The 14,859-nt window shown below is 44.9% G+C and carries 11 protein-coding genes; 1 reads left to right on the forward strand and 10 read right to left on the reverse strand.

All coding sequences use genetic code 11. The features are described from left to right. Positions 1–93: 93 nt before the first annotated feature. The 10 genes from AB4263_RS14395 to aspA form a co-directional block, all read right to left on the reverse strand. Entirely contained in the window at positions 94–1,944 is a 1,851-nt protein-coding gene (locus tag AB4263_RS14395) for a protein-disulfide reductase DsbD (protein WP_372098412.1), read from the reverse strand. A 175-nt stretch (positions 1,945–2,119) separates the two neighbouring features. After that, on the reverse strand, positions 2,120–2,608 hold the full coding sequence (locus tag AB4263_RS14400) for an arginine repressor (RefSeq protein ID WP_017063664.1): 489 nt from the start codon (positions 2,606–2,608) through the stop codon (positions 2,120–2,122). 327 nt (positions 2,609–2,935) lie between these two features. Beyond that, positions 2,936–3,400, reverse strand: a complete 465-nt coding sequence (gene pyrI, locus AB4263_RS14405) for an aspartate carbamoyltransferase regulatory subunit (protein WP_017062720.1) — start codon at positions 3,398–3,400, stop codon at positions 2,936–2,938. A gap of 15 nt (positions 3,401–3,415) precedes the next feature. Continuing rightward, entirely contained in the window at positions 3,416–4,345 is a 930-nt protein-coding gene (gene pyrB / locus AB4263_RS14410) for an aspartate carbamoyltransferase (protein ID WP_017063665.1), read from the reverse strand. Between the two features lie 492 nt (positions 4,346–4,837). Then, positions 4,838–5,848 carry an ornithine carbamoyltransferase gene (locus AB4263_RS14415; protein WP_017063666.1) on the reverse strand — a complete coding sequence of 337 codons (1,011 nt, stop codon included), beginning with the start codon at positions 5,846–5,848 and terminating at the stop codon, positions 4,838–4,840. 141 nt (positions 5,849–5,989) lie between these two features. Further along, entirely contained in the window at positions 5,990–6,901 is a 912-nt protein-coding gene (gene arcC, locus AB4263_RS14420; RefSeq protein WP_017062723.1) for a carbamate kinase, read from the reverse strand. Positions 6,902–6,974: 73 nt separating this feature from the next. Then, a complete protein-coding gene (gene arcA / locus AB4263_RS14425; RefSeq protein WP_017062724.1) occupies positions 6,975–8,198 on the reverse strand; it encodes an arginine deiminase in 1,224 nt (407 codons plus the stop codon). 805 nt (positions 8,199–9,003) lie between these two features. Then, positions 9,004–10,452 (reverse strand): YfcC family protein, encoded by a 1,449-nt coding sequence (locus AB4263_RS14430; RefSeq protein WP_017062726.1) that lies wholly within the window; start codon positions 10,450–10,452, stop codon positions 9,004–9,006. A 510-nt stretch (positions 10,453–10,962) separates the two neighbouring features. Then, a complete protein-coding gene (locus AB4263_RS14435; protein ID WP_017061168.1) occupies positions 10,963–12,270 on the reverse strand; it encodes an anaerobic C4-dicarboxylate transporter in 1,308 nt (435 codons plus the stop codon). A gap of 180 nt (positions 12,271–12,450) precedes the next feature. Further along, positions 12,451–13,902, reverse strand: coding sequence for an aspartate ammonia-lyase (gene aspA, locus AB4263_RS14440; RefSeq protein ID WP_017063668.1), 1,452 nt, complete (start codon positions 13,900–13,902; stop codon positions 12,451–12,453). A 284-nt stretch (positions 13,903–14,186) separates the two neighbouring features. On the opposite strand from aspA, the gene AB4263_RS14445 reads away from it, so the two are divergent. Next, on the forward strand, positions 14,187–14,711 hold the full coding sequence (locus tag AB4263_RS14445; protein WP_012604974.1) for an FxsA family protein: 525 nt from the start codon (positions 14,187–14,189) through the stop codon (positions 14,709–14,711). Positions 14,712–14,859: the final 148 nt, after the last annotated feature.

Consider the following 14,859-nt stretch of genomic DNA (forward strand, 5'->3'; position numbering starts at 1 on the left):
GTTACTCTGAATAGCAAAAAAGCCGCACTGCCATCTCGTTACGGAGGGGCGGTGCGGCTTTCGATTCGGCTTATATTTTAGTGAATATTGCCGTTATAGCTGGTGGTTTTGCATGTGTTTTAAGAATACATCGGCAGGCATAAAACCGGTTACACGAGCATTTGGAACATGGTTACCCTCACCATCCCAGAACTCAATCGTAGGTAAGCCAAGTACCTGTAATTGTTTAAGCAGTTCAATGTCTTGAGGCATGTTTCTCGTTACATCGGCTTGTAGCAGTACGAAGTCAGAAAGCTTGTTTTCCACATCAGCTTGATGGAAGGTGTACTTCTCGAATTCTTTACATGCCACACACCAATCGGCGTAGAAGTCGAGCATCACAGGCTTACCGAGTTTCTTCGCTTCGATGAGCTGGATTTCTAGCTCTTCAACCGTGTTGATGCGTGTAAATTGGATGTGCTGTTGTTCTACCGTTACGCTCTTCTCCGCAAACCAATAGTTCAATGCAGGCTGTGCCGAAGCAAACAAGCCAAGCATCGCGATGATGCCTACCGCACTCTGCTTCCAGCCGCCAAATGGCAGTGCATTCTTACTGTGGTAAAGCCAACCAAAGGCGATGAAGCCAAGGCCAGACCAAAGCACGGTTGCCCACAATTCAGGAATGATGCGCTCTAGCAGGAAGATAGGCGCGGCAAGCAAGATAAAGCCGAATACGATCTTCACCTTGTTCATCCAGCTGCCCGCTTTAGGCAATAGCTTATTACCAAACACTGCCACTAAAATCAGTGGGATACCCATACCCATAGCCAACGCGTACAGAGCAATTGCACCGGTAAATAGGTCACCACTCTGAGCCACATACAGCAGTGCGCCTGACAATGGCGCCGTGGTACAAGGTGAACACACCAAGCCAGAGATAGCGCCCATTGCGAATACGCCCAAGGTATTGCCACCTTGCTGCTTGTTGCTTTGGTTGTTGAGCCAAGTTTGTATGCTGCTTGGCAGTTGCAGGTTATAAACGCCAAACATCGACATTGCTAACGCCACGAACAGAACACTCAGCGCGATCAGCACGTAAGGGTGCTGCATAGCGGCTTGGAATTGCATGCCTGCTGAAGCAACCACTAAACCTAATAAGGTGTAGGTTAACGCCATGCCTTGCACGTAAATAAAGGACAGCATCAGCGCGCGACCTTGGCTGAGTTTGCCACCACCTAAAACGATACCCGTTAGAATCGGATACATAGGCAGCACACACGGCGTAAAGGCTAAACCAACACCGAGTGCTAAGAATAATAGAGGGGTCCACCAACTGTCACCGAGCTTATCGGCTAAGCCTGCTTCTTTTGAAACAGGGGCATTTGGCTGTTGAGTCGTGTTACTTACAACGTCTGCTTTCGGAGATGTTGGTTGCGTAGAAACATCGGTTTCGTTGCCAGCAGAAGATGAAGCTTGTGAGTCACTACCTTGCGAATTAGCAGAACCTGTTGCTGTGAAAGGTTCAATGTCGATGATACGAGTCTCTGGTGGGTAGCAGAACCCTGCGTCCGCACAGCCTTGATACTTAACGATCAGCTGTGAGCCATCTTGGTAACTCTGCAGAGGAACTTGCACGAATAACGGCTGAGTATAAATGCTCACCTCACCGAAGAATTCATCTTGGTGCGGCTTACCATCTTCTAATTCAACATTACCGATAGCGAGATTTTGCCCGGTGAACGAGAGGCTATGTTGATAGAGGTAGTAGCCCTCTTTTACTTGCCAGTCGAGAAGGACTTTGTCGTCTTGCTGGTAGTAATTGAAAGGGAAAGCTTGGTCTACAGGGACAAAACCATTGTTATTGCCTCCGAAGCTTGGCTCGGCGTTGTCGTTCCCAAATAGCGCCCACGCAGGCTGGGTGAATAGGGAAACACAAACAAAAAGTAATGTGGCAAGTCGTCGCATACTATTTAGTCATCAAAATGGAGTTGAAGGTATCTTAACTCAATCAGACCGTAATAGTTTGCTATTAGTTTCATCGGCAAACAAATATCCCCTAAGGCGGGATAGCGATTTTATTGGGTAATCGAGTGGGGAGCTGCAATTCAACTTGAGTGACTTGCCTTTGTAAAAGAGACATTTAAGCTACACCCAAGCGTGCTTTTACTACTTGTTCGCAAGCATCAATATTCATCGTATCTTTTGGAATAATAAGCACGGTATCATTACCGCCAACGGTGCCGATAATCTCAGTATGTGGGTCGATATCGACTAATCTTGCGACTAATTGAGCACAACCTGGATGAGTTTTTACGATGACCATCGCTTGGTTATGAGTGATGAATTCGATTTGCGATGAGATGGATGCATCGACACGAACCGGTGCACTTTCAACCGTGATGCAGTAAACCTTTTTACCGCAAGCATTCTGAATTTTGACAACACCAAGCTGTGACAAAATACGAGATACGGTCGATTGGCTGATACCGGTATAGCCAATATCGACGAGTTTCTCTCGCAGTTGATTTTGGGTCGAGAAGCTTTGTTGTTGTAGTAAGCGTTTGCACGCTGCAGTCAGTGTTTTATCTTCAGCTGAATACAAGCAACCGTGCTCAGTGATTGGGTTCATGAACAACTCCTTAAGGTCAACATGTGGTTATCGCTTGTCCATAGCGCCGAGCGTACTCCCAAAGCCGTAGAGTACGATTGTTAAATAGGGCTTACCGATGAATCCCGAAATAAAGAGGGAAGGTATGCGTGATGTATGATCGTCTACCCATTGAGTCTACCACTAAAGGATAGTTATCTTTTTGAAGGGGATCACCAAATAAAATTCTAGTTAATTGCTTTTATTTTGGAGTTTTATTCTTTTGTTAAATGGATATTTATTCCAAGTTTGGCATAAATATCCATCGGTATTAGGGTGCTTTGGAGACCGTGATAATGGCGCTAAGGGTTAGCGAATTTCACTCATGATCTCGCGAGAGAATACTTTTTCACAGTAGTGACATTTTAGCTGCACGTTTTCCTGTTTTAGCTGCACTTTAAAGCTGCTTTCGACAGGTTCACCGTGCGAAATACAGTTGCTATTCGGGCAAGAGTAGACACTGTGGATTTGCTCTGGCAGCACAAGGGTTAGCTTATTAACCACTTTATACTCTTCAATCTGATTGACCGTTGCCTGCGGAGCATAAAGAGCCAATTGGTTGGCTTGTTCCTTGGTCAGGAAGATGTTCTCAATCTTGATTAGATCTTTATGGCCAAGTGCCGATGATGGCAGGTTTAAGCCCATAGTGATGCGCTGTTCTGTCTTGTGTAGCTTAAACAGTTTAAGGATTTTGATCCCAAGGTGAGCAGGGATGTGGTCAATCACGCTGCCGTTACGGATCGCTTCTACTTGTAGCTGAGTTTGTTTAACCATGACTGTTTCTCCTGCTTATAAAGTGTCGTTAAGAACTAGGGCCAATAGGGCTTCGCGAGCGTATACACCGTTTTCAGCTTGTTCGAAGTAGTAAGCGTGTGGCGTTTTATCAACGTCGGTGGTGATTTCGTCGACGCGTGGCAGCGGGTGAAGTACCTTCATGTTTTGACGAGCGTCTTTCAATGTATCGGCGGTGAGGATGTAAGCCGATTTCATATGTGCGTATTCCGACGCATCAAAGCGCTCTTTCTGCACGCGAGTCATGTACAGAACATCCAGTTCCGGCACGACTTCTTCAATGCTGCTGTGAGTGCTGTATTGGATGCCCATCTCTTCCAATTCTTCACAGATGTAATCTGGCATCTCTAAGACTTCTGGCGCGATAAAGAAGAAACGCACGTTATTGAATTTCGATAGTGCTTGGGTCAATGAGTGCACGGTACGGCCATATTTTAGGTCGCCGACGAACGCCACATTGAGGTTATCGAGCGTGCCTTGTGTTTCGTAAATCGAGAACAGGTCCAGCAAGGTTTGCGTCGGGTGCTGGTTAGCACCGTCGCCGCCGTTTACTACCGGCACACCGTTAGAAAATTCAGACGCTAAACGTGCTGCCCCTTCTTGTGGGTGACGCATTACAAAGGCATCGACGTAGGATGAAATAACCTGCACTGAATCGGCAAGTGTTTCGCCTTTCTTCGCCAGTGAGGTGTTACCGCCATTATCAAAGCCAATGACCGTGCCACCAAGGCGCTGGACGGCGGTCTCAAATGAAAGGCGAGTTCGAGTTGAAGGCTCAAAGAAGCAGCTCGCCACCACCTTATTTTTCAGCAGCTCTGGATTTGGCTCTGCTTTGAGTCTTGCTGCAGTATCGACGATAAGCTCCAGTTCATCACGAGAGAGCTCTGGAATGGAGATGATGTGCTTGTTAAATAACGAATGCGCCATAACGGGTCTTCCTTTTTCTATGCATACAGTCAAATTGCGGACAAAAAAAAGCCCCCTAAAAATAGGAGGCTTCGAAACGATCAATAAAGCAAAATAAAAATGACACCAACGCCACTCTTTGGCGTGTAGTTTGACAATTATGTGCGACAGAATTGCGGTTCATTTTTTGCTCTCTTTAGACAAATTGCGGAGGATTATACTCAGATAAAAAGGCCATGCAATACTTTCTGTAAAGTATTCATTTAATGGATTTTTATGCGAAATGGCATCCATTTCTAGCTTCTATTTAAGCCTTTGTTGGAACTGAGAATCTCAGGCTTTTTCAGGTAATAATCTTTTCTAGTACATGAAAAAAAATGCGGGTTTTATCCAAGGTCAAAATCCCAAGTTCGTCGCCCGCATTTCCCTGTCATTACACTTAACTTGTCAATGTCTCGCGAACAAGTGAGTGCTTAACTTCTTAGTTGTTTCGATTCTTAGCTGTTTAGGTAATTAACTGCCTAGTGTTGCAACCATTACTGCTTTGATGGTGTGCATGCGGTTTTCTGCTTCATCGAACACGATTGAGTATTCAGACTCGACCACTTCATCCGTCACTTCTACGCCATCTTTAAGCTGTGGATATTCAGCAGCAAGTTGTTTGCCGACTGTTGTATCTTCGCCGTGGAAAGCGGGTAGGCAGTGCATGAATTTCACATGTGGGTTGCCTGTTGCTTTGATCATTTCCATGTTCACTTGGTAAGGCATCATTAGGTTGATACGCTCAGCCCATGCCTCTTTTGCTTCGCCCATTGATACCCAAACGTCGGTGTATAGGAAGTCACAACCTTGCACGCCTTCTTGAACATCTTCAGTCAGTGTAATTTTGCCACCTGTGTGCTCTGCGATTTCACGACACTGAGCCAATAGTTCTTCTTGTGGCCAGAACTGTTTTGGAGCAACAAGGCGAATGTCCATGCCCATTTTCGCTGCGCCAACCATCAGAGAGTTACCCATGTTGTTGCGAGCATCACCTAGGTAAGCAAAGCTGATTTCATGCAGTTGTTTACCACGCCCGTATTCCGTCATGGTTAGGAAGTCAGCAAGAATTTGTGTTGGGTGGAATTCGTCAGTCAGACCATTCCATACTGGAACTCCAGCGTAAGCGCCTAGCTCTTCAACAATCTCTTGACCGAAGCCGCGGTATTCAATGCCATCGTACATACGGCCAAGAACGCGAGCGGTATCTTTCATTGATTCTTTGTGGCCAATTTGAGAGCCAGATGGGCCTAAGTAAGACACGCGAGCGCCTTGGTCGAATGCCGCTACTTCGAATGCACAGCGAGTACGAGTTGAGGTTTTCTCAAAGATAAGCGCAATGTTTTTGCCAGTCAGTGTTGGCTGTTCGTAACCGTTGTACTTCGCTTTTTTTAGCTCCATAGAAAGATCTAATAAGTGTTGAATTTCGCGTGGAGTGAAATCTAGTAGTTTTAGGAAGTTACGATTGCGTAGGTTAAAAGCCATGATGTATTCCTTCTTAGATTTAGGCGCTTTCTTGTTACAGGGAAAGAAAATTCAAGAAAGCGCGATTCAATTTTTGTGTATTAATTTCAGTTCAAACGGTGATTCAGTTTTCTCGCAAGGTTTGAAAAGCTCGCGAGTAGATTAATCTTTGGTGATGTTGGTGCCCGCCAAGCCTTGCAGGATTTGCAAACCATCTTCGAGTGCACCAATACCGACGACTTTGCCGCCTTGCTGAATGAATTCGCACGATGCTTCAATTTTTGGTCCCATAGAGCCTGCATCAAATTCGAATTTCGCCAGTTCACTTGGTGTGGTGCTGCGCAGTGCGTGTTGAGTCGGTTTGCCCCAATCAAGGTAAACAGCGTCCGCGTCGGTCAAAATAAGCAGTGCATCCGCATCCAGTTGTTTCGCTAAGAAAGCCGCTGACATGTCTTTGTCGATAACCGCTTCAACACCCACTAATTTGCCGTTCTCTTTTTTCACTGGGATGCCACCGCCGCCAGTACAAATCACTAGGTGGCCTGCATCGATAAGTTGGGTGATCGCTTCGTGCTCAACAATGCCAGTAGGGCGTGGGCTTGGCACAACGCGACGGAAGTGTTGGCCGTCTGGTTTGACGATCCAGTGGAATTTCTCCGCCAATTCACGCGCTTCCGCTTCTTCGTAGATCGGGCCAATCGGCTTCGTTGGATCGGCGAATGCAGGATCGTTTGGATCAACGGTCATTTGCGTCAACATGCACGAGATGTTGCGGTTAGGTAGATAGTTCTTGAACTCTTGCATCAGCATGTAGCCGATCATGCCTTGAGTCTCACTGCCCAATACATCTAGCGGATACGGGTTTACTTTTTTGTATTCCAAACCTTGCAGAGCCAGTAAACCAACTTGTGGGCCATTACCATGTACTAGAACCACGTTGTACACTTTCGCGATTTCAGAGATGGTTTTAACCGCTGTTTCAATATTACGGCGTTGAACATCGGCTTCTAACGGCTCACCGCGACGAAGTAAGGCATTACCGCCGAGTGCAACAACAACAGTTTGCTTAGTCATAATTGTGTTCTCTCATTTTGGCCAAGCTGAGATTATTTAAGATCATTCAACTTGGCCGTTTTCGTCTTAGTGATTAGATACCATCACGCTCAATTGGGCAGCTCATGCAGCGTGCGCCACCGCGACCGCGGCCAAGTTCATCTCCAGGGATAGGAAGAACTGTGATGCCTGCTTTATCGTATTTTTCATTGGTGTAGGTGTTGCCTTCGTAGCCAATCACAACGCCAGGTTTAACCGTTAGAACGTTGTTTGCATCGTTCCACTGCTCACGTTCTGCATGGAAGTTGTCACCACCGGTCGTGATTAGGTTTAGCTTGTCTACGCCAAGTGCTTTTTCGATAGCTGTTACGAAGTAGCCTTCTTCTTTCACTTTCACTGCGCCAGACTCATCACCAGTTAGGTTCCAGCACTGTACGTCTTTACTCACCACTTCAGGGTAAACAGAGAACGTATCTTCGTTCATGTGCGTCATAACGGTGTCTAAGTGCATGCAAGAGCGGTGTTTTGGTAGCTGCATTGCGATAACTTGTTTCGCTTGACCGTGTTTGAATAGGCTAGATGCTAAGTGCTCAACACCTTGTGCTGTTGTACGCTCAGACATACCGATAAGAACCGTACCGCGACCGATTACAAGAACGTCACCGCCTTCAATGGTTGAGTTGTCGTAGCTGATGTTTTCTTCATCGCCGAAGTACTTAATGAAGTCTTGGCCAGCAAATGTTGGGTGCCAGCGGTAAATAGCGCGAACGTGGTTGGTTTCACGTTGACGAGCAGGTTTCGCCATCGGGTTGATGGATACGCCACCGTATACCCAGCAAGATGTGTCACGAGTAAATAGGTGGTTTGGTAGCGGTTCGATAATGAAGTCGGTTGGTGCGTGCATGCCTTGCATCATTGAAGATGATTTCATTGGCATCTCAGCGTAAGACAGACCACCCGTTAGGATTTTTGCTAGTTCTAGGTTTGGTAAGTCGCCCAAGTAGCAGCGCACATCGTTAGCAAAGGTTTTGCCTAAGCGGTAATCAGAAACTTGATGATTCAAAAGCCAATCTTTCGCTTCTGGCACTGCTAGCGTGTCTGCTAGTAGGTCAGTAAGAAGAAGAACTTCAACACCTTGATCACGCAGCGTTTGAGTAAATGCGTCATGCTCTTTACCAGCACGTTCAACAGCCAGTACGTCATCAAATAGTAAATCGTGACAGTTAGAGGGTGTTAGGTGAGTCAGTGCGCGTCTTGGACGGTGAACTAGAACGCGGCGTAATTGACCTATTTCAGAACCTACATAGAACTTACTCATGATCGTCTCTCTCTTATATATTTGAATTACTTTTATCGCTAAGAGTAATTATTTATTTTCAGTTGAGAAGAATGAATTATTTATTCATATCTCTTGTCTGGAATTAATATTACGCCTGCTAGTCAGGTATTCTTAGAGATCTATCACAAATCGTTTTTTATCCCTCAGCCCTTTAAAATTAAGGGTTTTAACAAACTTTATGCACTTTCAGTTATGAATAATACATTCTAAATAGTTAGCAGTTAGGGAACTTTATGCACGCTTTTTTGACGAAACTTACTAGAATCTAATTTACGAGGGATTATATGCAGAATAGTTTTATTGATAAGAGTGTACTTAGCTTGGAAGTATGCAGTGTTTTTATTTAGATATTTAATTTTGGATGTGGAATTAATTGTTTATTAACAAAGTAAATGCGAATAAAGCTGTTGCGATCACATTTTAAAATCGGCTGTTTAAGTGTGTTTTTTGATAGAAATGGGCATTAATCCTCGTCTGTTTATTAGGCTATTAATTACTTTAAATATAATTAACGCTAATAAGTGACTAACTATTTGTTTAAACATCATGGTTGAAAATAGAGTGTTATTTCATCAAGAAAATTAGATGTTTAAAAGTAGGATTGATTCTTCTATTGCGAGTGCTTTGAGTTTAGTTGAGCTTGGCTACGAACAGAAGAACCTTGAATATCGCGTGTATGGCTTTGAGGAGCTGTTTCAGTGGCAGAGGGTTACATTGAGAGGGAACAATAAAAAAGCCGCTGTGAGAAGCGGCTTTGGATGAGAAAGGAGTGAAGTGCTGTTAGTTAGATCAGCGCACCAATACTCAGTACAACAATGCAGAACACCATCAATATACCGACTAGTGGCATCACCCATTTAACCCAGCGCACGTAAGGGACACGAGCAATCGCCAAACCACCCATCACCACCGCGGAGGTTGGGGTGATTAGGTTCACCAAGCCAGATGCAGATTGGTACGCAGTGATAACCAAGTCACGACCTACGCCAGCAAAGTCGGCCAGTGGTGCCATGATTGGCATGGTCAGTACCGCTAAGCCAGAGGTCGATGGCACTAAGAACGACAGTAGAATCTCTAAGAAGAACATCACGTTAATGAAGATAACCGAAGAAAGCCCCGTTACCATCTGTTCTGCTGAGAAGAGAATGGTATCGGTGATCATACCGCGGTCCATCACCACTACGATACCACGTGCAATACCTATGATGAGCGCAACGCCAAGTAGGTCGCGGGCACCATCAATGAAGCTGGTGGTAAACTCTTCTTCGCTCATGCGAGCCACAATACCAACGATGATGGTTGCTGCTAAGAACATCGCTGAGATCTCAGCCATCCACCATCCAGCAACGGATACACCATAAATCATTACAGCGAACGAGCCACCAAAAATGGTCAGAATCAGTTTGCGAGTCGCGGTGAATTCAAGTTTTTCGCCGCTCGCATTACCTAAGAAGTGCGCTTTGTTCTCTTCGTATTTGTCGTAGACAATTGATGTTGTTGGATCGGCTTGAACCATTCTTGCGTAACGCATTACGTAGGCAACACAAATACCCCAACCAATAATCAACATCGCAATGCGCAACACGATACCGTCTGTAAATGGAATACCAGAGGCGTTGGCAGCGATCACGGTTGCGAATGGGTTAATCGTTGAACCCAGCACCCCAATACCTGCACCAAGCAGTACGGTCGCAGCGGCAACAAGAGGGTCAAAGCGAGCTGCCATCATTACCGGCACTAGCAATGTATAGAAGGGCAGTGATTCTTCCGCCATGCCGTAGACGGTACCACCTGCGGCAAATAGCGCCATCAGTATTGGTATCATCAACTCTTCTCGCCCTTCTAAGCGGGCGGTGACGCGCTCGATACCGGCATCAATGGCACCCGTTTTGGTTACTAGCCCTAAGAAGCCACCAATGATTAAGATGAACAGCGAAACGTCGATAGCCGCCGCTTCATAGCTATTGTGGTCATAGAAGCCGTCAATAGGCGCGAGCAGTACATCAATCACGCCTTGAGGGTTACCTTCTACCGCTTGATAGGTTCCGGTTACGGGTACTTCTCGGCCTAGCTCTTCATTCATTGCACGGTCGTATTGGCCTGCTGGAACAATCCAGGTAAGCAGTGCGACGAACGCAATCAGAATAAATAGAATGGTGTAGGCAGAAGGGAATTTAAAGTTGGCAAAGAAGCCGCCCTTTTTTTTCTCGCTTGGTATCGTTTGAGTTGTCATGGCTATCTCCTTACATCATCTTAAATAGAAGTGATGTGAATTAGCGACTAATGATTTATAGATTGTAAATACACGGACACTTATAAAGCACTCAACGATATAAAGTTGCTGACTTTAAATTAAGGTTGTTTTTATATTTACTAATCCAAATGAAGTTAGATTTAATTTAGCTGCGGTTATTTTATTCCTTACTCCGGTATTTAAGTTTGGTGCTGTTCACAAAAATAATGGCTAATAAAAGGGCTAAAAAATGGCAGAAAATCGTCAAGGTTTTTTGGTTAGTTAGCTTGGATTAATATTCGTTGTGGATTAACTGGAAGTGGAAGGAGATTGATTTGGTAGGTGTTGTTTATGATTAGGCAGAATAATCTTGGAATTTTATTCAAACTTTATTTTTAGGCGGTTTTTAAAGTTTATAATGGTTATTTGATGCGTATCAAATAACACATTGAGCAGAAAACAAAAAAGGAAGCCGAAGCTTCCTTTTAAATGTTCAATCACCAGCGAATGTTAGATAAACAGACCGCCGAATGCGAAGCCGAGTGCTACCGCAGTACTGATTGTTACCACACCTGGAATGAAGAATGGGTGGTTGAATACGTAGTTACCGATACGCGTTGAGCCTGTGTCATCCATCTCAACCGCTGCTAGTAGCGTAGGGTAAGTTGGAAGTACGAACAGCGCACTTACCGCAGCAAAAGAAGCAACGGCTGTTAGTGGTGCTACGCCAATCGCTAGTGCTGCAGGCATCAGTGCAACTGTTGTTGCGCCTTGAGAGTAAAGCAGCATAGAAGCGAAGAACAGAACAAGAGCCAGCATCCATGGGTAGTCAGCCAGTAGAGCGCCTGCTACGTCTTTGATTTCAGCAACGTGTGCGTTTACAAACGTTGAACCTAACCAAGCCACACCAAGTACACATACACATGCCGTCATACCAGAACGGAACGTTGGTGCTGAAGAAATCTTCGCTGCATCAATCTTAGTGAACATCACGATAGCCGCTGCTGCTGCCAGCATTACAGACATGATCGCTTCGTTACGACCTAGCGCCGGGTTTTCAATTAGGCCAACAGAGCTAGAGATAGCCGCTGCGTAACAAACCACGAAACCAATTGCAGCTAGGAAGATGTACGTTGCTTTCTTCGCTGTAGGTAGAATTTCGCGTTTCTCTTCTGTTGCTAGCTTGATTAGACCTTTCTCTAGACGTTCTTGATAAACAGGATCGTCTTTCAATTCGCTACCCATGTAGTTAGCAACAACCGCACCAACCATACAAGCGATGAAGGTTGTTGGGATACAAACCATCAATAGCGTTAGGTAATCAACACCAAATGGTGCCAACATTGCTGCGAAAGCCACAACTGCAGCCGAGATTGGCGAAGCTGTGATAGCAATTTGAGAAGCGACAACTGCGATAGACAGTGGACGAGAAGGACGAACACCTTGGCCTTTCGCTACTTCTGCAATAACAGGAAGCGTAGAGAATGCTGTGTGACCAGTACCCGCCATTAATGTCATTACAAAGGTCACAATCGGCGCGTAAAAGGTGATGCGTTCAGGGTGTTTACGCAAAAAGTTTTCGGCAATTTGTACCAACCAGTCCATACCGCCAGCAACTTGCATTGCAGCAATTGCGGTGATAACTGACATGATGATCAAGATTACGTCGATCGGGATGAAAGATTGGCTTGTTGGAACGCCAAGAATAAGTGAAAGGGCAATAACACCAGCACCACCGGCAAAACCAATACCGATACCGCCAATTCTGGCCCCCAAAAAGATAAAGAGCAGGACGACAAACAGTTCTACTGCAATCATAAGTAACACCTCATTTAGATTTTATTATGTGAACATTCGCCGCTGGAATGTTCACATAATAGTTCTATGGTTTAGATTCAATTTGGCAAAAGCGCAACCAACGGAAATCCACAAAATAATAATGGTTAACCGTATTGGAGCCTAAAAAAGGGCTCCGTTTGGAACCCTTTCTCGCTAACTTTATTCGTAGCGCTTCGCTTTATACTGAGGATGCATCAAATTTTCAACAGAGAAAATGTCATCAAGTTCTTCTTCGGTCAATAAACCGCGTTCTAGAACTACATCACGAACACTCTTACCTGTTTCTGCACAGATCTTACCAACAATGTCACCTTCGTGGTGGCCAATGTATGGGTTTAGGTAAGTGACGATACCGATAGAGTTAAATACGTGCGCTTCACATACTTCTTTGTTTACCGTAATGCCGTCTACACACTTGTCGCGCAGGTTCACACAAGCGTTTGTTAGGATGTCTAGAGACTCAAACATGCTTTGTGCAATAACAGGTTCCATTACGTTCAGTTGAAGTTGACCACCTTCCGCAGCGAAAGAAACCGTGTTGTCGTTACCTAGAACTTTGAAGCAAACTTGGTTTACTACTTCAGGTACAACTGGGTTTACTTTAGCAGGCATGATTGAAGAACCTGCTTGCAGTTCAGGTAGGTTTAGCTCGTTCAAACCAGTACGTGGACCTGAAGAAAGTAGACGCAAGTCGTTACAGATCTTAGATAGCTTAACTGCTAGACGCTTAAGTGCGCCGTGCGTCATTACGTATGCGCCACAGTCAGACGTTGCTTCGATTAAATCTTCAGCCGCTACACACTCTAGGCCTGTTACTTCTGCTAGGTGTTTCACTGCTAGGCCTTGGTAACCCGGTGCTGCGTTCAGACCTGTACCGATAGCCGTTGCGCCTAGGTTTACTTCAAGCAGTAGTTTTGAAGTGTATTCTAGGTTTTTGATTTCTTCATTGATGGTTACAGCCCAAGCGTGGAACTCTTGGCCAACCGTCATTGGAACTGCGTCTTGAAGCTGAGTACGACCCATCTTCAAAATCGTGTTGAATTCTTGGCTCTTAAGCTCGAATGCACCTTTTAGGTATTCGATCGCATCAATCAGTTTACGAACGCTGTTGTAAACAGAGATACGGAAGCCAGTTGGGTAAGCACAGTTTGTAGATTGGCTGCGGTTTACATGGTCGTTCGGGTTGATGAACTCGTATTGGCCTTTTTCTTTGCCCATAAGTTCAAGAGCCACGTTCGCAACAACTTCGTTTGCGTTCATGTTTACAGAAGTACCAGCACCACCTTGGAAAACGTCCGATGGGAACTGATCCATGCACTTACCCGTGTCTAGAATTAGGTCACAAGCTTGGATGATGTATTTAGCCACTTCGCTTGGAATTACACCTAACTCTTTGTTTGCTAAAGCCGCTGCTTTCTTAGTCATCACCATACCGCGAACGAATTCAGGTACATCTGAGATCGTTACATTTGAGATGTTGAAGTTTTCAACTGCGCGTAGAGTGTGGATGCCGTAGTAAGCATCAGCCGGAACATGACGTTGACCTAATAGATCTTCTTCGAGACGAGTAGCTTGAGGAGCTTCAACTTGAGCTTCTGATTGAGTAGCCATAACAGGATCCTTAGAGAATTATTCTGATTATATAGTTAGTTATTAGCCTATTCTGTGTGCAAATACTCCGTTCGCTAGAATATTGGGCTGATAAATCCGTCCTGACTTATGTGGCACATGATACTGTACTTAGCGCATAAAAATATTAAGTGGATCACCTTTTTCGGTTTTGTTTCGTCAATATTTTGCAAAGTTATTCTTGGTCAATAAACACGCTTATTTACAGGATAAATTTGAGATTGTTAGGGCTTTCAGCGTAAACTGCAAGTAACAAAGGAGGGCGTGTGTTTCCTATCTTATTATTACTATTTATCTTCGTACCCATCATTGAGATTGGGCTATTTATTCAAGTTGGTGGCTTCTTAGGATTGTGGCCAACTATTGCGTTGGTTTTGATCACTGCATTTGTGGGTGCATCGCTGGTTCGTAGCCAAGGCATTCAGACACTTATGTCTGTGCAAGGTCGTTTGCAACAAGGCGAAATGCCAGCACAACAGATTCTTGAAGGCGTGATGCTTGCAGTTGCCGGTGTATTGCTGCTGACTCCGGGTTTTATGACGGACGCACTCGGTATGTTGGTATTATTGCCAGCACCAAGAGCGATGATTGCCAAGAAAATGATGGAAAAAATGGTGGTGACCAACATGTCTGGTGGTTTCCATGCCGGTGGACAAGCTGGTTTTGGCCAGAGCCCATTTGGACAAGACCCATTCAATCGCGATCCATCTGACCAATCAAAAGACGGCAACACCTTTGAAGGTGAGTTTGAGAAGAAAGACGACGACAACGATCGTAACCGCTTAAACTAATTAATTTTTTCTCTCTTTATATAGAGGGAAAACAGAAAAGGCTCTTACCTTTATCCTTCGCAAGAAAGTGATAATGGTAAGAGCCTTTTTTATTGTCTGTCGCTAGCTGTTACTTACTGTTTACTATCGATAACAGATAACAGATAAC

The sequence above is a fragment of the Vibrio sp. 10N.261.55.C5 genome (assembly GCF_041470505.1).
In the GTDB taxonomy this organism is placed as follows: Bacteria; Pseudomonadota; Gammaproteobacteria; order Enterobacterales; family Vibrionaceae; genus Vibrio; species Vibrio crassostreae_C.